The sequence below is a fragment of the Flavobacterium sp. CR10 genome (assembly GCF_055814415.1).
On the sequence record NZ_CP185985.1, the window covers coordinates 2,113,894 to 2,134,432 of the forward strand.

Annotated in this window: 14 protein-coding genes; 7 read left to right on the forward strand and 7 right to left on the reverse strand. The window is 32.9% G+C overall.

The features are described 5' to 3' along the window. Positions 1-230: 230 nt before the first annotated feature. The 6 genes from ACNRYB_RS09505 to ACNRYB_RS09530 all read right to left on the reverse strand — a co-directional run bounded on the left by ACNRYB_RS09505 (position 231) and on the right by ACNRYB_RS09530 (position 4,051). Positions 231-644, reverse strand: a complete 414-nt coding sequence (locus tag ACNRYB_RS09505; RefSeq protein ID WP_012023964.1) for an RrF2 family transcriptional regulator — start codon at positions 642-644, stop codon at positions 231-233. 117 nt (positions 645-761) lie between these two features. Continuing rightward, the gene (locus ACNRYB_RS09510) at positions 762-1,601 is read right to left on the reverse strand and encodes a TPM domain-containing protein (RefSeq protein ID WP_129746298.1); all 840 of its coding nucleotides are present in this window, start codon (positions 1,599-1,601) and stop codon (positions 762-764) included. Positions 1,602-1,604: 3 nt separating this feature from the next. Continuing rightward, positions 1,605-2,042 (reverse strand): TPM domain-containing protein, encoded by a 438-nt coding sequence (locus tag ACNRYB_RS09515; RefSeq protein WP_473729913.1) that lies wholly within the window; start codon positions 2,040-2,042, stop codon positions 1,605-1,607. 30 nt (positions 2,043-2,072) lie between these two features. Continuing rightward, the gene (locus ACNRYB_RS09520) at positions 2,073-2,660 is read right to left on the reverse strand and encodes a LemA family protein (RefSeq protein ID WP_343705645.1); all 588 of its coding nucleotides are present in this window, start codon (positions 2,658-2,660) and stop codon (positions 2,073-2,075) included. Positions 2,661-2,692: 32 nt separating this feature from the next. Beyond that, entirely contained in the window at positions 2,693-3,025 is a 333-nt protein-coding gene (locus ACNRYB_RS09525) for a MerR family transcriptional regulator (RefSeq protein ID WP_012023968.1), read from the reverse strand. Between the two features lie 48 nt (positions 3,026-3,073). After that, entirely contained in the window at positions 3,074-4,051 is a 978-nt protein-coding gene (locus ACNRYB_RS09530) for a M23 family metallopeptidase (protein WP_473729914.1), read from the reverse strand. 279 nt (positions 4,052-4,330) lie between these two features. On the opposite strand from ACNRYB_RS09530, the gene alaS reads away from it, so the two are divergent. After that, on the forward strand, positions 4,331-6,970 hold the full coding sequence (gene alaS / locus ACNRYB_RS09535; RefSeq protein ID WP_473729915.1) for an alanine--tRNA ligase: 2,640 nt from the start codon (positions 4,331-4,333) through the stop codon (positions 6,968-6,970). Between the two features lie 197 nt (positions 6,971-7,167). Here the strand turns inward: alaS and ACNRYB_RS09540 are convergent, their stop codons facing one another. Beyond that, positions 7,168-8,913 (reverse strand): ABC transporter ATP-binding protein, encoded by a 1,746-nt coding sequence (locus ACNRYB_RS09540; RefSeq protein WP_473729916.1) that lies wholly within the window; start codon positions 8,911-8,913, stop codon positions 7,168-7,170. 356 nt (positions 8,914-9,269) lie between these two features. On the opposite strand from ACNRYB_RS09540, the gene ACNRYB_RS09545 reads away from it, so the two are divergent. From ACNRYB_RS09545 to tamL, 6 genes are all read left to right on the forward strand, one after another. Further along, complete coding sequence (locus tag ACNRYB_RS09545) at positions 9,270-10,019, forward strand: hypothetical protein (RefSeq protein WP_473729917.1); 750 nt, start codon at positions 9,270-9,272, stop codon at positions 10,017-10,019. An 89-nt stretch (positions 10,020-10,108) separates the two neighbouring features. Then, positions 10,109-10,903: a hypothetical protein gene (locus ACNRYB_RS09550; RefSeq protein ID WP_473729918.1), complete on the forward strand. Its 795-nt coding sequence runs from the start codon at positions 10,109-10,111 to the stop codon at positions 10,901-10,903. A 98-nt stretch (positions 10,904-11,001) separates the two neighbouring features. Beyond that, complete coding sequence (locus ACNRYB_RS09555) at positions 11,002-11,961, forward strand: GSCFA domain-containing protein (RefSeq protein ID WP_473729919.1); 960 nt, start codon at positions 11,002-11,004, stop codon at positions 11,959-11,961. A 112-nt stretch (positions 11,962-12,073) separates the two neighbouring features. Then, complete coding sequence (locus ACNRYB_RS09560) at positions 12,074-12,805, forward strand: hypothetical protein (protein ID WP_473729920.1); 732 nt, start codon at positions 12,074-12,076, stop codon at positions 12,803-12,805. Positions 12,806-13,017: 212 nt separating this feature from the next. Next, complete coding sequence (locus ACNRYB_RS09565; RefSeq protein ID WP_473729921.1) at positions 13,018-18,117, forward strand: translocation/assembly module TamB domain-containing protein; 5,100 nt, start codon at positions 13,018-13,020, stop codon at positions 18,115-18,117. Beyond that, positions 18,101-20,416 (forward strand): translocation and assembly module lipoprotein TamL, encoded by a 2,316-nt coding sequence (gene tamL, locus ACNRYB_RS09570; protein WP_473729922.1) that lies wholly within the window; start codon positions 18,101-18,103, stop codon positions 20,414-20,416. The genes ACNRYB_RS09565 and tamL overlap by 17 nt, the downstream gene beginning before the upstream one ends. Positions 20,417-20,539 lie beyond the last annotated feature (123 nt).

Below are 20,539 nucleotides of genomic sequence, written 5' to 3' on the forward strand. Positions count from 1 at the left end.
TTAGTAGAATTTAAAATTAAATTTTTTTTTACCAACACATACACATCATAGATGAAACATTATTCACAGTTGTGAAATTATAATTAGGTTTTTTTTGCAAAAGATTTTGTCCACCTGATTTACTAGAATGTACTTTCATGAGTTAAAATTTTGTAAATGATTAGTTAATTATTTTTGGCAAATATATATAATTAATTCTATCGATTTACTAGACTTTAAAAAATATTTTTTTATTTTTTTACAAGTGAAGCGATTGTGATGCCTTCCATAGCCTTCAAAGTTTTGTCTCTGATAAGCATCAAACCGTGACGCAGACTGCATTCAGACTCGGTTTTGCAATCAGAGCAAGGCTCGTAAAAATTTAAAGAAGCACATGGCAAAAGTGCAATTGCACCGTCAAATAATCGGTGAATTTCTGCCAAAGTGATGTCATTTTTGGATTTTATCAGATAATATCCGCCAAATTTTCCCTGCTTACTGCTTACAAAACGACCGCGTTTTAGATCTAATAAAATCTGCTCTAAAAACTTTTTAGGAATGTTAGCGCCATCAGCAATTTCTACAGTTCTAGAAATGTGATTTTCGTCTTGTTCTGCTAAATAAAGTAAGGCCTTAAGGGCGTATTTTGCTTTATGTGATAACATCTATTTTTTAATTATGAATTATGAATTATAAATTATGAATTAAATTTTGAAACTAAAATCTTTTCAAAGATAACTTGAAACTTTAAACAAAACTTAAAACATCAAACAAAATTTAATTTACCAGCCTCCGCTAGATCCACCGCCAGAGAAACCTCCGCCGCCAAATCCACCGCCGAAGCCTCCGCCTCCGCCGAAACCACCACCTGATGATCCGCCTCCGAAGCCTCCAAATCCGCCTCCGCCACTTCTTCCAAGATTACTTAAAATAATAACGTCGAGTAGGCTAGGGCCTCCACCACCATTGTTGCCAGAATTTCCGCCTCCGCCTCTTTTATTTCGAGAGAGCAAGATTAAAACAATTACGACAATTACGATAAAAGGCAGAATAGGAAAGTCTTGTCCTTTTTTTGCTTGTTTACGTTCGCCTTTAAATTTTCCTTTAAAGACATCAATAATAGCGTCAGTTCCTTTATCAAGACCGTTGTAGAAACTTCCTGCTTTAAATTCTGGTATAATGATGTTTCTGATGATTGTTCCTCCAATCCCCGCGGTTAAACGATCTTCAAGTCCATATCCTGGATTGATAGCGATTTTCTTTTCGTTTTTAGCTAAAAGAATGACAACTCCATTATCGTCTTCTTTAGTTCCTCCAATTCCCCAAGTTTGACCCCATTTTGTTGCTAATTGGCTTACATCTTCTCCTTTTAAACTTTCAATGGTAATAACTACGATTTGAGTTGTAGTCGAATCAGAATAGCGAATTAGTTTTTCTTCTAATTGTGCTTTTTCAGTAGAACTTAAAATATTAGCATAATCGTAAACAGAAGTCTGAAAACTAGGTTTTGGTGGAATCTCAAATTGCGCAAAAATAGCATTGCTGATAAATAATGCGATAAATAAAAAAGTAATCTGAAAAATTCTATTAGAATTTGGGATTTTAATTTTGGAATTTTTCATTATTTATCCTTTTGAGATTTCGTTAGATAGTTCGTTTACATCATCTTCCTGAGAAGGAAAATATTTTTTAAGCTGTTCGCCGGCATTCAAAATACCGTCAACAATTCCTTGTTTAAAATTGCCAGCTTTAAAGTGATTCACCATAATATCTTTAGTACAATCCCAAAAATCGTTGGCTACTACATCATTAATTCCTTTGTCTCCACAAATTACAAAGTTTTTGTCTTCAACTGCAAAATAGAGTAATACTCCATTTTTCAATTTAGTTTCATTCATTCGCAATTCATGAAAAACTTCTAAAGCCCTATCAAAATGAACTTTAGAAGTTGTTTTTTCTATATGCACTCTAATTTCGCCAGAAGTATTATTTTCGGCCATACGAATAGCTTCAACAATTTCTTGTTCTTCTTCTTTGGTTAAAAAATCTTCTACTTTTGACATGAAAATGATTTTAGAGTTAGTTAGCTATTCTTAGAATTTTACTTCAACTGGTTTATCTGCTCCTTCAACAGCATTGAAATATGCTTTTTCTTTGAAACCGAACATACCTGCAAACAGACTATTTGGGAATGTTTTAATATGGTTATTATAAGGTGCTACAGCTTCATTGAAACGAGTTCTTGCTGTCAAAATTTGGTTTTCAGTACTAGCCAATTCGTCTTGAAGTTTTAAGAAATTCTCATTCGCTTTCAAGGTTGGATATTGCTCTACAGAAACTAATAATCTTGATAAAGAAGAAGATACTCCGCTTTGTGCTTTGTTGAATTCAGCAAGTTGTTCTGGTGTAATGTTAGATGGATCTACAGTTACGCTTGTTGCTTTTGCACGAGCTTCAATAACAGCTGTTAAAGTCGATTTTTCGAAATCAGCAGCACCTTTTACAGTGTTTACTAAATTTCCAATAAGGTCATTACGTCGTTGGTAAGCCGTTTGAACATTTCCCCAAGATTGTTCTACAGTTTGATTTAATGTTACTGCAGTGTTGTTAATTCCTTTTACCCAGCTATAAATTCCAATAATAACAACTGCGGCGATAATCCAAGGTAAGAATTTTTTCATGATTGTTGATTTAAGTTTATTTCTATTTTTAATTACAATTCGTTTTTTATGTCGTTTAGTTGCGTTTTTATCGATTCTAATTTACGTATTATTTCGAATTTATCTAACGTTTTCTTCTGGCCCTCTTTTAAGTGTGTTTTGGCGCCTTCAAGTGTAAATCCTCTTTCTTTTACTAAGTGATAGATCAATTGAAGATTTGTAATATCTTCTGGTGTGAACATCCTATTTCCCTTTGCATTTTTTTTAGGTTTTAGAATGTCAAATTCGCTGTCCCAAAATCGTATCAAAGAAGCATTGACATTAAAAGCTTTGGCCACTTCGCCAATACTGTAATATCGTTTGTCTTTAGAAAGTTCAATATGCATGGTTCGTTTTTTTCTATTTTTATTTCAAAAATACTATTTTTTAGAATATTAATCTAATGATTGATTTTCTTGGTTTGCCATTTGCGAAATCGCTACATATTCTACAGCAGAAATATTTCCATAATAGAAATTTAGCGGATTGACGACTTTCCCATCTTTATGCACTTCATAATGACAATGCGGACCTTCAGATCTTCCTGTGCTTCCTACATATCCAATAACATCGCCGCGTTTTACCTTTTGTCCTGGTCGGCAGTTGTATTTGCTTAAATGCGCGTACAAACTTTCATATCCAAAACCGTGCCTGATCACAACATGATTTCCGTATCCCGAAGCCGTGTTGTCAGCTCTATCTACCACTCCATCTCCTGTTGCGTATATTGGAGCTCCTGTATTGGCAGTGAAATCCATTCCGTTATGCATTTTTCTCACTTTCGTGAAAGGGTCAATGCGATATCCAAAACCTGACGCGACACGTTTTAAATTTTCATTTCGAACTGGCTGAATGGCAGGAATCGCTAGCAATAAATTTTCTTTAGCTCCAGCTAATTTCAGAATTTCATCTAAAGATTTCGACTGAATCGCTAATTGCTTCGAAAGTTTGTCAATTCTTTTTGTTGCATTTAAAACCAATTGAGAATTGTTATATCCTTCTAATGCTTTGTATCTGTCAGAACTTCTAAAACCAGCTTTTCGAATCGAATCTGGAATTTCAGCTTTATTGAAGTAAACTCGATAAATGTTATTGTCACGTTCTTCTAAAGCATCTGCCGCTTCATCAATTTCATCCAGTTTTTTATTCAAAATGGCATATTGAAGTTTTAAATTTTCAATTTCTCGTGCCTGTAGACGATCTTTTGGGGTTTCGAAATACGGCGTGTTAATTAAAAGGACAAAAACTAAAAAACCGAATAATGCTGAAGCAGTTAAAAACAGTAATGCGTAACCTATTTTTATTCTTTTTCTGGTTTTTATTTTCGTATAAGCCAGATTTTCTGGGTCGTAATAATATTTTACTTTCGCCATATTTTAAAATACGCTATTTTTGCTCCCTGTAAAATAAGTTAGTCGAATAAAACTGATAAATGTTTCAGCTCTTCGACACTTTTTTTACAAGGATTAATGATTAGATATTGGGGCTATTTTATCATTAGATAATGCGCAAAATAGGCAATTTATTGTTTAAAATATAAGTTTTTTGATTACATTATAAAAAACTTAACGTATCATCAAATGAATAGATTAGCTAATCATCTAATTTTCAAATTGACACATTAAAACAGACACATTTTTCTAATTTTAAATATGAAATCACAAGACGTACGTAAACAATTTTTAGATTTTTTTGAGAGTAAAGGGCATACTATTGTTCCTTCAGCTCCTATTGTTCTTAAAGACGACCCAACCCTAATGTTCAATAACTCGGGAATGGCCCAGTTTAAAGAATTTTTCTTAGGAAACGGAACTCCAAAAAGTCCAAGAATAGCCGATACGCAAAAATGTCTTCGTGTTTCAGGAAAACATAACGATCTTGAAGAGGTTGGTATTGATACATACCACCATACTATGTTCGAAATGTTAGGGAACTGGTCTTTTGGCGATTACTTCAAAAAAGAAGCGATCAACTGGGCTTGGGAACTATTGACAGAAGTGTACAAAATTCCAAAAGAGAATCTTTATGTTTCTGTTTTTGAAGGAAGTAAAGAAGATAACGTTCCGTTTGATCAAGAAGCTTGGGACATCTGGAAAACTTTAATCGACGAAGATCGAATCATTTTAGGAAATAAAAAAGATAATTTCTGGGAAATGGGTGACCAAGGACCATGCGGACCTTGTTCTGAAATTCACGTTGATTTACGTTCTGAAGAAGAAAAAGCATTAGTTTCTGGAAAAAGTTTAGTGAACAATGATCACCCGCAAGTAGTTGAAATCTGGAATAACGTATTCATGGAATTCAACCGTAAAGCGGATGGATCTTTAGAAAAACTTCCAGCACAACACGTAGATACCGGAATGGGATTTGAGCGTTTATGCATGGCTTTACAAGGAAAAACATCAAATTATGATACGGATGTTTTCATGCCTTTAATTAGAGAAATCGAAACCATTACTGGAGCTAAATACACAACTAATGATGTAACAGGCATTAGTGAAGAACAAAATAAAATGAATATTGCTATTCGTGTAGTGGCAGATCACGTTCGTGCGGTAGCCTTTGCTATTGCTGACGGTCAGTTGCCTTCTAACACGGGTGCAGGATATGTTATTCGTAGAATTTTGCGTCGTGCAATTCGTTACGGATTTACTTTCTTAGGAACAAAAGAGCCATTTATTTTTAAATTAGTTGAAACTTTAAGCGAACAAATGGGAGATTCTTTCCCAGAAATCAGAACACAGAAAGCACTTTGTTCGAATGTAATTCGTGAAGAGGAAAATTCATTCTTGAAAACATTAGATCAAGGATTAGTTCTTTTAGATGCTGTAATTTCAAATAACAATACAGATACTGTTGATGGTAAAAAGGCATTTGAATTGTATGATACTTACGGATTCCCGATTGATTTAACAGCTTTGATTCTTTCTGAAAGAGGATTGAAATTAGACGAAGAAGGATTCCAGGAACAATTGCAATTACAAAAAGAAAGATCTCGTGCAGCGTCTAAAGTAACGGCTGGTGACTGGAATGTGCTTGTAGAAGATGATATTCAAGAGTTTGTTGGGTATGATAGATTATCACAGCAAGTAAAAATCACGAAATACCGTAGAGTAGAAAGTGCAAAAGATGGTGAGATTTTCCAATTGGTTTTCAATGCAACTCCATTCTATGGAGAAAGCGGAGGACAAACGGGAGATAAAGGATATTTAGAAGCTCAAAATGGTGATATCGTTTATATTATTGATACTAAAAAAGAAAATAACCAAACGATACATTTAGCAAAATCGTTACCAGAAAATCTTACTGGAACGTTTAATGCGGTTGTTGATGCAAACCAAAGAGCTAAAACTTCGTCAAACCACTCGGCTACACACTTGTTGCACCAAGCTTTGCGTAAGATTTTAGGAACTCACATTGAGCAAAAAGGTTCGATGGTAAGAAATGCTTCATTGCGTTTTGACTTTTCTCATTTCTCTAAAGTAACTGATGAAGAATTAGTAGAGGTTGAAAATTTTGTGAATGCGAGAATTCGTGAGAGTTTGCCATTAATTGAAAAAAGAGCAATTCCGAAAGAGCAAGCTCTTGAAGATGGAGCAATTGCTTTATTTGGAGAGAAATACGGAGATTTAGTTCGTACTATTAAATTTGGAGATTCTGTCGAATTATGCGGTGGAACTCACGTTGCAAATACATCTGATATTTGGCATTTTAAAATTGTTTCTGAAGGAGCTGTTGCTGCTGGAATTAGAAGGATTGAAGCGATTACAAGTGAAGCAGCGAAAGAATATTTTGAATCTCAAGCTGTTTCTTTGGCTGAAATTAAAGATGCACTTAAAAATGCTCAAGATCCAGTAAAATCAATTTTAGCATTGCAAGATGAAAACGCTCAATTGAAAAAACAATTAGAAGCATTATTAAAAGATAAAGCTAAAAACATGAAAGCTGATTTGGCTAAAGAATTGCAAGAAATCAATGGCGTTCAGTTCTTAGCAAAACAAGTAGATTTAAATCCAGAAGGAGCAAAAGATTTGGCTTACGAATTGGGTGGTTCTTATAACAACTTATTCGTTGTTTTCGCTACAGCTCACGAAGGGAAACCAATGTTAACTTGTTATATTTCAAAAGAAATTGTAGCTGAGAAAAACCTAAATGCTGGACAAGTTGTTCGCGAATTAGGGAAATACATACAAGGTGGAGGAGGAGGACAGCCTTTCTTCGCAACTGCAGGAGGTAAAAATGTTGATGGAATTGCTGAAGCTTTATCTAAAGCAGTGGAATTCGTGAAATAATTTAAAGGTGCTAAGAATCTAAGATACTAAGGTTCTGAGTTTTTTATAAAAGTAAACCCGACAGATTTTTAAAATCTGTCGGGTTTTGTTATTTATAGTATTTTCTCATTTTATGTCATTTCGAAAGGAGAAATGGACAAATAAGGCATAAAAAACTCAGAATCTTAGCAACTTAGTATCTCAGCACCTTAGAAAATCTATTTTCTCTCACCAATCTGCTGGCGCCACATCGCATAATAAAGCCCTTTCTCCACGATTAAATCTTCGTGTTTACCTTGCTCAATAATTTTACCTTGTTCAAGAACAAAAATTCTGTCAGCGTGCATTACGGTTGATAAACGGTGTGCAATTAAAACTGTGATTCTGTTTTTGTCTGAAATATTTCTAATCGTATCATTGATTTCTTCTTCGGTAATAGAATCCAAAGCAGAAGTCGCTTCATCAAAAATCAATAAATTAGGATTTCTAAGAATAGCTCTTGCGATAGATAAACGCTGTTTTTCACCGCCAGAAACTTTGATTCCGCCTTCGCCAATTGTGGTGTTTAAACCATCTTCAGCACGTTTTAGAAGTTTGTCGCAGCTTGCACGTTTTAAAGCATCATAAAGTTCTTCGTCGGTTGCATTTGGTTTAACAAACAATAAGTTTTCGCGGATTGTTCCTGAGAATAATTGTGCATCTTGAGTCACAAAACCAAGTTGTTTTCTTAAATCTAGCAAATCAATTTCGGTTGAATCGATGTCATTGTACAGAATTTCTCCTTCTTCTGGAGTATACAATCCAACTAATAATTTTACTAAAGTTGTTTTTCCAGATCCAGACGGACCAACAAAAGCGACGGTTTGTCCTTGTTTGATTTCGAAATTGATATTTTCGACTGCTTTAAATTTGGCGGTTTTATGTTGAAAACTTACATTTGAGAAAAGCAATTTTTGAATCGCTCCAACATGTTTTGGAGTTTTTGGGCGGAATTCTTTTGGAGCATTTAATAAATGTTTAAAATTCTCCATAGAAACTTTCGTCTCATTCAGAGCAATAATAAAGTTCCCTAATTCCTGTAAAGGACCAAAAATAAAGAAAGTGAAAAATACCATTGTCAATAAATCTCCAACAATAATTTTTCCTCCAAATAAGAAGTAATACAAAGCGAAAACAACGCAGGTTCTTAAGAAATGAACCGTTGTTCCTTGTATGAAACTTAAACTTCTAATAAAACGAATTTTCTGTAATTCTAATTGCAGAATTTTAAAAGTATTTAAGTTTAGACGCTTTTCTTCTTGATACGTCAAACCAAGACTTTTTACTAATTCGATATTTCGTAAACTTTCGGTGGTAGAACCTGCCAATGCATTAGTTTGATTCACAATTTTTCGAGAAACGATTTTAATCTTTTTCCCTAAATACAAACTTACCAAAGCAATAATTGGCGCCGTAATTAAAAAGATAATCGAAATCCTGAAATTGATTCTGGCAACATAAACTATTACGAATATAAAACCGATAATAGTCTGAAAGATTAACGAAATAGAAAGCGTAATCAGTTTTTCTGAATCGATTCTAACTTTTGTCAGTTTACTTAAAGTTTCACCGCTTCGCTGATCTTCAAATTCTGCATAAGGAAGGTCAAGAGATTTTTTGATTCCGTCAGTATACATTTGCGCGCCCGTTCTCTGAATGACCACATTGGTAAAATAATCCTGAAAGTTTTTGGTAATTCTGGAAATCATAGCAGCGCCAAGAGAAAGGCCAAGCCAGAAAGCCAAAGATTTGATAAATCCGATTTCGTTTCCTTTGTATTTTGAGATTCCAACGCCACAGTCCTGCATTAATTTTCCTGTGATTACTGAATCTGACAAACTGAAACAAATGTTGATAGTAGCCATTATCAACGCAAAAAACAAGAGCATTTTGTGTCTGATAATGTAGGTATATAGTAATTTCATATAAGATTTTAAAAAAATGGAAGATGCAAAAATAAGGAATTGTTTTAGTTTCTAGAGTTGGTTTTTGTTATTAAAAATCTAAATTTTTTACAGGTGAAATTGCTGATAGGGTTTTTAAAGTTTTTTATGTGTCTCACTTTTTTAATTTGAAAATAAGAAGTCATAAAGGCAGATTATTTTTCCATATTTAAGTTTTTTTTGAAAACTTTATTATTTAGTTAAACTTTTATGTTGTTTACTATTAGTGTTTTAAGAATTGACTTAATTGAAAAATGTGCTTTGATGTGGAATCACGTAAGGTTTTACTATTTGGTTGTACTACGTTTGCACCATTAACAAATTTTAACCAAATCAATATGAAAAAATTATTATGCCTTTTTGGTGCTTTAGCACTAGTTTTAACATCTTGTTCAAGCGATGATTCGTCAAGTTCTTCAGATCTTGTTTTGCTTAAAAAAACTGTTATTACAAGTCCAGAAGGTGATAAAGCTACCGTTAATTTTAAGTACGATGGTAACAAAATAGTAAGTGTAACAGATGATACTGGATTTTTCAATCTGTATTATACTTATACAGGAGATCTAATTACAAAAATTGATTACAAGCTCCCTAATGGAAAATCAGAACAAGTAAATACGTTTACATACACTAATGATGGAAAGCTATCAACTTTTTTAAGAGTTGAATATGACGATGAGGAAGGTGTAGCGATATTAAGAGGTTACAAGGAAGTTTATACTTATAATACAGATGGTACAATTTCAGTAAAAGGGTATTCAGGAAGTGATGTTTCTCAAACGGTTGCTTCAGGAACAGCTACAATTAAATTTGTAAATGGTGAAGTAAGCGAAATTATAAGTTCTAACTCACCAAATCATAAATATACTTATGATAATAAAAATAATCCAACAAAAAATATTTTGGGAATGGATAAAATTGCATTTGTTGATGGAGAAGGAAATGGAATTAAATTCAATATCCTTACAGATACATCAGATGGTAATTTGTGGACAAACAGCACTTTTACATATAATGAGCAAGGATATCCAACTAAAGAAGTTGATAACGGGTCTGACAGTCTAGGTACTACGGAATATTTTTATTAATAAGTGAAGATTTTTATTAATAATATTAAGCCAGTTGCAAATGCTTCTGGCTTTCTTAATTTTGAAGAATATAACAAAATTTCTCAATTATGAAAAAGCAATTATGGCTTTTTGGTGCTATAGCATTAATCCTATCATCATGTTCAAGTGATGAAAATTCTCCTTTGCAAGAAATTGATTCTACATTGCCAAAGACGATTTCTTATGTTTACCCTTCTATTTACTTAGGAACAAATAGTAAAGGAACTTTAACTTACGATGGTAATAAAATTCTAAATATCATTAGAGAAGATTCAAAAACAATATTTACATACAATGGAGATGTGATAATTAAACAAGAAGAGTTTGATATAGAAAATGGCAAAGAAAGTAAAAATGAAGAAGTTTTATATAGTTATGAAAATGGAAAACTAAAAACTAGAGTTTTTAGAGAAGACATAAGTATCGAGTATCCAGACGGTTATTATATTGAGAAAGTGGTTTATACTCATAATTCGAATGGAACAGTTTCTTACATTGATTACACCGTTGATAATATAAAGAAAACCGAAAGTAAAAGTGGAGAAGGAACTTTAACGTATAAAGATGGAAACTTAATAAAAGTGGAAGAAAAGTCTGGTTCTTCAACCACAACATTAGTTTTTGAATATGATTCCAAAAAAAATCCCCTTAAAAATATACTAGGTTTCAATTTATTATTAAACGAAATTGATGGATTTGGAACTAATAATATTGTAAAAACTACAAGAACAGCAACTGAATTTCCGAATCCATCGGTTTATTTAACGACTTATATTTATAATGATGCTTCATACCCAACAAAACATACTTCATTTGATGGAGGAGGAAAAAATATTGAGTATGAAATTGAATATACGTATTAAACATTAAGTAATATTTAAATTTATAAAAAGCCAAATACTTCTGTATTTGGTTTTTTTATTGATTAAAATTGGTGAAATTCGTAGTTAATTTCAAAATCATGCAATTCAGAACCCAAATTCCAATTTCAAAAAGCAATTCTCCAATCGATTATAATTCGAAAATACTTTCTATTGGATCTTGTTTTGCAGAAAATATGGCCGAGAAATTCGATTATTTTAAATTTCAGAATGAGACGAATCCTTTTGGAATTATTTTTAATCCGGTTTCTATTGAGAAATTATTTAGCAGAATTTCTAAACAAGAATGGTTCGAAGAAAAAGATGTTTTTTTTTATAACGAACGTTGGCATAGTTACGAAGTGCATTCCGATTTAAGTAACTCAGATCGACAAGAATTGCTGGAATCGTTAAATAAAGCAATTACAGAAACCCATAAACAACTTAAAGAAGCGACCCATATTATCATCACTTTTGGAACTTCTTGGATTTATAGAAATCTCGAAAAAGATGAAATTGTTGCCAATTGCCATAAAGTGGCTCAAAAACAATTCTCAAAAGAATTATTGTCCACCGAAGTTATTCAGAAAAGCATTCAAAACACGATCGATTTAATTCAGACATTAAATCCATATATAAATTTCATTTTTACGATTTCCCCGGTACGTCATATAAAAGATGGTTTTATAGAAAACCAATTAAGTAAATCTCATTTATTCACGGCACTACATCAAGTTTTAAAAACTCAAAATTCAAAATTCAAAATTCATAACTATTTTCCTTCTTATGAAATCGTGATGGACGAACTTCGTGATTATCGTTTTTATAACGAAGATATGTTGCATCCCAATCAGATTGCGATAGATTACATCTGGAAACTTTTCAGCGAAAATTATGTTTCAGAAGAAATTGTTCAAGTAATGAAAGAAGTAGACGAAATCCAAAAAAGTCTTCGTCATCGCAGTTTCAATCCAGAATCAGAACAGCACCAAAAATTTTTAGCTAATCTTCAACAGAAAATGAAAAAAGTTGAAGAAAAATGGCCTCATATTGTATTTTAGTGGTAAAAAAATACTTTTTTGAGTTTTGTTTTAAAAATATTTAAAATAAAAACGAACAATTATTATGTTTTGATTCTAAAATTATGTTTATTTGTAGTAAATACCTTTAAATATGATGAGAAAAATTACTTATTTGCTTTGTATTTCGCTATTTATTTTTACATCTTGTTCAAGCGAAAGCGACACTCCTCAGAATACTGAGACAAGTACAGTGCCCAAAAAACAAATTATTTCTAGACTTGATAGCCCTGTGACTATTGATTTCGTTTTTGATGGAAATAAAATTGTCAGTAGTACCCATTCTGATAATTATGTTGTAAAATATACATATACAGGAGATTTAATTACAAAGAAAGAGAGCTCAGATTTGACAAATGAGTATAGTTATACTGATGGCAAACTAACAACTTATTTGCGAAAACTAACAGGGCGAGACTATTATGACAAGTATTCTTATACCTATGTTTCTAATGATGTTGTCTCATTTGTAGTCAGCAGAATTACCATTTCAACTGGGGCAGAAGAAGTCATTTCTGCAAAGAACATCTATACATTAAAGGATGGAAATATCATAAAATATGAAACTTCATCATCTGTAACAACATATAAGTATGATAATAAAAATAGTCCGATGAGAAATGTTTTAGGGTTTAATAAAATCTTTGAGGAACAGCCGCAAGTTAGTTCATCGGTTAATAATGTAACAAGTTATTCTGTTACTTTATCAAACAATTCTAGTTACACCAATGAGATAACATATACTTATAATGACCATAATTTCCCTACCGAAATTAATTATTACCCCGGACAATCAATCGCTTTTACAAATAAATATTCTTATTAGAAAAATATATATAATTAAATAGAAAGTATTAAAGCCAAATAATTTTATTGTTTGGCTTTTTTCTTGGTTTTTAATAAATCAGTTGGCAATAAAATTTTAGAATAATTCCTCATAATTATGTAAATTGTTAAGGTTTAAATTTTACATTTTTGTAAGATGTCTAATCCTGCTTTTTTCAGAAGCAATTTTAATCTTAACGATTTTATTGACGTATGAATAAGAAACCAGTTTATTTTCTTAAAAAAACACTTCGTATCTTAATGTGGTGCGTGGTTTCTGTAGTTGCATTTTTATTAGTTCTCATAATCTTAATTCAGGTTCCGTCAGTTCAAAATTTCGTTAAGAACAAAGCGATTACTTATCTTGAAGGTAAGATTAAAACTAAAGTTTCTTTAGATAAAATTCTAATTAAATTTCCCAAAGATGTAGTTCTGGAAGGTTTTTATTTTGAAGATCAAAAAAAAGATACTTTGTTGGCTGGTAAACGATTAGAGGTTGATGTCGATCTTTTTAAACTCGTAAGCAGCGAGCTCGAAATCAATTCTGTTTCATTAGAAAATGTAAAAGCGAATATTTCCAGAAACAAAGACGGCGTTTTCAATTTTGATTATATCATAAAAGCATTTGAATCAAAAGAGTCAAAAGTAGAAGATACCGATGCTAAACCGTTTAAAATTTCGGTTGTTAAAGTAAATCTCGATCAGGTTAAATTTAATTTTAAAGATAATTTTTCGAAGAATGATATCAAAGTAAACTTGACGCATTTTGATACCAAATTCAAAAAGTTCGATCTTGATAAAATGGATTTTAATATTCCGACCATCAATTTAAATGGTTTGAAAGTAGTGCTAGATCAAGACGTTGTCGAGAAAATTGCTGAAGTTTCTGTTAAAACCGTTGACACTGTTTCAAAACGTCCAGATTTTAAACTGAAACTAGATAAAATAGCTTTGTCTAAAATCGATGTTTTATACGATAATAAAGATTCCAAATTAAATTCGGGCATCAGTTTAGGAAATTTAAATTTAGTAGTAAATGAGATTAATATTAATAAACGGTTTTTGGATTTTAATACTTTTGAAGTTAAAAATCTTAAAGGAAATTTGCGTCTTGGTGTAAAAGATAAGCAGATTCAAGCTCCTGACTTAGATACAACAGCCATAAAACAAGCAGGTTGGAAAGTAAAACTCAACGAAACCAATCTAGAAAATATCGCTTTCAAATTTGACGATATGCAGTCAAAACCCAAAACAAAAGGAATTGATTATGCACACTTGGATTTGGATAAATTCAATTTTAAAGCAGAGAAATTATACTATGGAAATGATACAATTTCAGGAAATATTAAAGCGTTAACCATAAACGAAAAAAGCGGTTTGCAGATTCAGTCTTTCAAAACCGATTTCTTTTACGGACCGAAAAATGCTTCTTTAGAAAATCTGTATTTAAAAACACCGCAGACTCTCGTTCAGGATAAAGTTAAAGCGCAATATAAATCACTTGAATCACTTCAGAAAGATTTAGGAAATCTTGCCCTTGATGCCAATTTAAAACAGTCTAAAATTGGTTTTAAAGATATTTTACTGTTTGTTCCCGATCTTCAAAATACAAATCCGTTTAAAAGCAATCCGAATGCGATTTTGTACGTGGATAGCCGTGTGAGCGGAAAAGTAAAAGATTTGAATATTTCCAAATTCGAAATGAGCGGTATCGGAACGACAAAAGTTTCCCTTTCGGGGAAAATAGCCGGACTGCCAGATGCTGAAAAAGCCTATTACGATTTGAACATTAAAAAGATGTCAAGCACAGCAAAAGACATTAATATGTTTGTGCCGGCTGGAACAATTCCGAAGAATATTCAGTTACCATCTCAATTAAGTTTGCAAGGGAAATTTAAAGGCTCTGTTCAGAATTTCAAAACGAATCTGGCTTTAAACAGCAGTTTCGGAAATGCAAAAGTTGATGCTCTATTTGATCAGCGTATTAAAAAAAGAGAGAAATACGATGCTACAGTTTCCTTAAATGAGTTTGATTTAGGTAGATTGATCAAAAACGATTCCATCGGGAAAATTACGCTTAACGCGAAAGTAAAAGGAAACGGTTTAGACCCGAAAACGGCAAATGCCGTAATTGATGGAATTGTTAAGAAAGCAGTTTTTAACAGATATACGTATAAAGATCTAACGCTGAAAGGAAACATCGAAAACGGATCTTTTGCAGTAAAATCTGGAATGGAAGATCCAAATCTGAATTTTAATTTAACCGCAAGCGGAGATACAAAAGACAAATATCCAACCGTAAAATTGAAATTAAATCTCGATATAGCCGATTTAGAAAAATTGAATCTTCATGCCGGCCCAATGAAACTTCGCGGAAATGTTGATGCCGATATTGCCAATAGCAATCCAGATTTCTTGAACGGAAAACTATTTCTGTCCAACATTCAGATTTTGCAGGACAAAGAACCAATTGTTTTAGATTCTATCCGCGTTTTTGCGTTTGCAGATAAAGACAGTAATTCAATTAAAATTTCGTCTCAATTTTTAAAAGCTGAAGTGACTGGAAAATACAAATTGACGACTTTGGCAAATTCACTTCAGAAATCATTGTCTAAATACATTAATCTTCAAAATCCAAAAGTCAACGCTGAATCAGACGAACAAAGATTGGCCTTTACTTTGAAAGTGGATAATGATCCTGTGCTTTTGAAATTATTGCCAAAACTCACAGCTTTAGAGCCTTTTACCATAAACGGAAAATATAACAGTCAAGCCGATTCTTTGGAAGTAAAAGGAACGATTCCGCGAATTGTGTATGGCGGAAACACTATTTCGGACGGAAGAATAAATATCGAAACTAAAGAAAATGCGCTGCAATATTTGATTTCTGTGGCGACTATAGAAAGCGGCTCGCTTAAAATTCCGTTTACGAGTTTGTCAGGAAAAGTAGAAAATAATGAACTGACGTATGCCTTAGAAGTCAAAGATGCCAAAGAAAAACAGCAGTATTTTATTGCTGGAAACCTGAAACACGAAGACTCCAAAAACATTTTTAAAATCGATGCCGACAGCTTTGTTTTAAATTATGATAAATGGACAGTCGATCCCGAAAACGCAATTGAATTTGGAGACAAGAGACTTTATATCAATAAGTTTTATTTGAATAAGGAAGGTGACCAATTGAAGATTCAATCTCAGGGAACACAAAATAATGCGCCATTGCAAGTTGATTTTGTGAACTTCAAAATGGGAACCATTATGAATATGGTCTCGAAAGATGAATCGATGATTCAAGGTTTAATAAATGGAAATGCATTGGTCGAAAATGTAATGACTAAACCAACTTTTACATCCGATTTAAGAATAGATGATTTTACTTTTAAAGGAGAAAAAGTCGGCGATTTAGAAATAAAAGTTGATAATAAAACCGAAGATACCCTTGTTGCAAATGTCGTTTTAAGTGATGAAGGCAATGACGTAAAACTTACTGGAGAATATAAAATTGCAGAAGGCAGTTTTGATTTAGATATGGCAATTAATAAGCTGTACATCAAAAGTATTCAAGGTTTCAGTATGGGCAATATTACCGAAGGGAAAGGTTTTTTGTCTGGAAATTTTAAAGTTACAGGAAATACTTCGGCACCAAAAGTGAATGGAGAATTGAACTTTAATGATGCCGGTTTCAGAGTGACACAGCTTAATTCCTATTTTAAAACGGGACAAGAAAAAATCACTTTCAATGAAGGAGTAATTTCGTTTGATAAGTTTTCTCTTTTAGATGAAAATGATAATGAACTGTTCGTGAATGGAACTATTCAATCCCCAGATTTTGTTAAATACAATTTTAATCTGCTTGTTGAAGCTGACGATTTTAGAGCGATTCATTCTAAAGCTGTTGATAATGATTTGTTCTACGGAGATTTATTTTTGGATACTAAATTGAATATTAAAGGAAGTTTAGAAAGTCCGGTTGTAGATGGAACTTTAAAAATAAATAAAGAAACCAAGTTTACGGTCGTAATGCCACAGTCAGACCCTTCAATTGCGGATCGTGAAGGAATTGTGGAGTTTGTGGATGAAGATAATATGTATCTCAAACAAACAGTTGATCTTCAGAATAAATTGGATCAATCGGAATTAAAAGGAATGGACGTTAACGTTGCCATTACGATCGACAAAGAAGCAGAATTGACTTTACTGATTGATAAGTCAAACGGAGATTATCTGAACTTAAAAGGAGAAGCTGAATTGGTTGGGGGAATCGATCAGTCTGGAAAAACAACTCTAACTGGGAAATATGAATTTTCAGATGGTGCTTATCAAATGAATTTTAACGGAATTAAAAGAAAATTCGATATCCAGAAAGGCAGTTTTATTACTTGGAATGGCGAACCAACAATGGCAAACGTAAGCATTACGGCTATATATAAGGTTGATGCAGCACCAATTGATTTACTTGGAAAACAATTACAAAGTGAGACTCAGGCAGTTCAAAACACATATAAACAAAAACTTCCGTTTCAGACTTTACTGAAAATGAACGGAGAATTGATGAAACCTGAAATTTCATTTGGAATTGTATTGCCAGATGGAAATTATAATGTTTCTACAGATGTGGTTACAATGACGCAAACCAAGTTGAAACAATTAGAACAAGATCCTGCAGAATTGAACAAACAGGTTTTTGCCCTTTTGTTATTAAACCGTTTTGTGGGTGAAAATCCGTTTGCGAGTCAGAGCGGAGGAATCAGTGCCGAAACGATGGCGAGACAAAGTGTGAGTAAGATTCTTTCGCAGCAATTGAATAATCTGGCTGGAGAATTAATTACAGGATTTGAAGTCAATTTTGATTTAGAATCGTCTGAAGATTACACTTCTGGAACCATGCAAAACAGAACCGATCTGAATGTGGAGGTTTCAAAAAAACTGTTGGATGACAGATTAAAAGTAACTGTTGGAAGCAGTTTTGGAGTAGAAGGCGCGGAGCGAGCCAATGAAGAAAGTACCAATATTGCCGGAGATGTCGCTTTGGATTATCAATTAACGAAAGACGGCCGTTATATGGTTCGTGCCTACAGAAAAAATCAATATCAAGTGGCAGTAGAAGGACAGGTGATAGAAACGGGTGTTGCTTTTATTATCACGATGAGTTACAATAAATTCAGAGAACTTTTCCATCGAACCGAAAAAGAAAAAGAACTGATAAGAGAAGAAAAGCTTCGAAAAGAAAAAGAAAAACAGAAAAAGAAGGAAGATAAAGAGAAGGAGGAATTGCAGGAAAATCAAATTGAAGGAAATGAACAAAAAACGTAATCATATAAATAGTCATTTTGCAAAGTATTTTGTACTGATATCCCTGTTTTTTGTTTTTGGATGCAGTAATACAAAATATCTTCCAGAAGGCGATTTGTTGTACACAGGCGGCTCGGTAAAAGTGAAAGATTCTATTATGAAAAAGAAAGATAGAAAAGCACTCGAAACGGAGTTGGAAGGACTTCTTCGCCCAAAACCGAATAAAACGTTTTTAGGATTACGCCCGAAATTATGGTTTTATAATATTGCTAGCGAACCTAAAAAACAAAAAGGTTTTAGATATTGGCTTCGAACTAAAGTGGGAGAAGAGCCAGTGCTTTTCAGCAAAGTAGATTTAGATTATAACGCTTCAGTTTTACGAAATTTTACAGAAAACAGAGGTTATTTTAAAACTCGCGTAAGTGCCGATTCTACCGTAAGTAATAAAAGAGTTACGGCAGAATATACCGTTGTTCCCAAAAAGCAATATATTATTAAAAGCGTCACATTTCCAGATGATTCTTTAAAAATGTCAAAAATAATTGCCAGATCAAGCCGACGCAGTTTATTGAAAGTGGGAAAACCTTATGATTTGGATGTTATAAAAGCAGAACGAGAACGTATCGATGCCAGGTTGAAAGAAAAAGGATATTACTATTTCAGTCCCGATTATCTTCTGGCAAAAGTAGACAGCAGTAAGGGCGATCACGAAGTAAAAATAAGATTGGTTATTAAAGATGAAACGCCTGCAAAAGCTTTAAGAGCTTATACCATAAATAACATTTTTGTTTATCCGAATTATTCTCTGGCCAACGATAGTATGGTTTATAGAAAAAAGAATATCACACAGTACAAAGATTTTACGATTATTGATACTGCAGAGACTTTTAAACCGAGAGTCTATGACAGAACAATCTATTTTAAAAAAGGGGATTTATACAACCGAACAGATCATAATTTGACTCTGAACCGTTTTGTAAATCTAGGAACTTTCAGTTTTGTTAAAAATGAATTTAAGCCTTCAGACAGTATTGACAATGCTTTAGATTCCTATTATTACTTAACTCTTTTACCTAAAAAGTTTATTCGTGTCGAAGTTATCGGGAAAACCAATTCAGCAAGTTACACTGGTACAGAATTGAATTTGAACTGGAATAATAGAAACTTTTTGGGTGGTGCAGAATTGTTTACTGCCTCGATTTTTGGAGGAGCCGATTTTCAGTTAGGTGGTGTTAATAAAGGTAAAAATATTTATAAACTTGGGGGAGAAGTTAGTTTAACATGGCCGAGGTTTATAACTCCTTTTCATATTGAAGGAAACAGCGAATATGTGCCAAGAACCAAGGCAACAATTCGTTATGAATACCAAAAACGTACACAATTGTATGCGCTGAATTCTTTCAATACCTCTTTTGGTTATTTATGGAAAGAAAATATTCGAAAAGAGCATCAATTGAATGTTATAGATGTGACATATGTAAGTCCAAATCATGTAACGCCAGAATATTTAGAAGATATAAAAGATGATCCAGCATTAGGAAAAGTAATTGAGAAACAGTTAATTTTTGGGCCAACTTACAATTATACCTACACTAACACGATGCAGAAACGCCGAAAAAACACTATTTATTTTAATGGCGAATTAGATTTGGCAGGAAATATTACAGGTTTGGTTACAGGTGCAGATTATCCCAATAAAGTTAAAACGATATTTGATGTTCCGTTTAGTCAATATGTAAAAATCAGAACTGATTTCAGGCATTATTTAAAACTAGGAAAAGAAAGTGAACTCGCAAGCAGATTGATCGTTGGAGCTGGATTTGCCTACGGAAATTCGAATACACTTCCCGCATCAAAACAATTTGTAGTTGGAGGAACCAATAGTATTCGAGCTTTTAGAGCAAGAACTCTGGGGCCAGGAAGTTATGTGATCCCGCCTCCAACAAATAATAATTATACCCCTGATCAATCAGCCGATTTGAAGTTGGAATTTAATACCGAATACCGAGCAAAACTATTTAGCATTGTGAAAGGAGCGGTGTTTTTAGATGCGGGAAATATTTGGCTTTTGCATGCCGATCCGGACAAACCTGGAGCAGAAATTTCAAAAGACTTTATGAAAGAAATTGCTGTTGGCGCTGGAGTAGGTTTACGTTTTGATGTATCGTTTTTTGTTTTAAGAACAGACTTGGCAATTCCGCTCAGAAATCCTGCTTTGCCAGACGGACAAAGATGGTTAATTGATGATGTTAATTTCGGAAGCAGTTCTTGGAGAAAAGACAATCTAATTCTGAATATCGCTATCGGTTATCCGTTCTAATTTTTTAGCCACGAATTCACGAATTATTATAATCTATGTATTGCTTATAATTGAATTAAACGGATTTTTTAATTTGTGAAATTGGAAAAAATAATAGACAAAAAATTAGAGAAAATTCGTGAA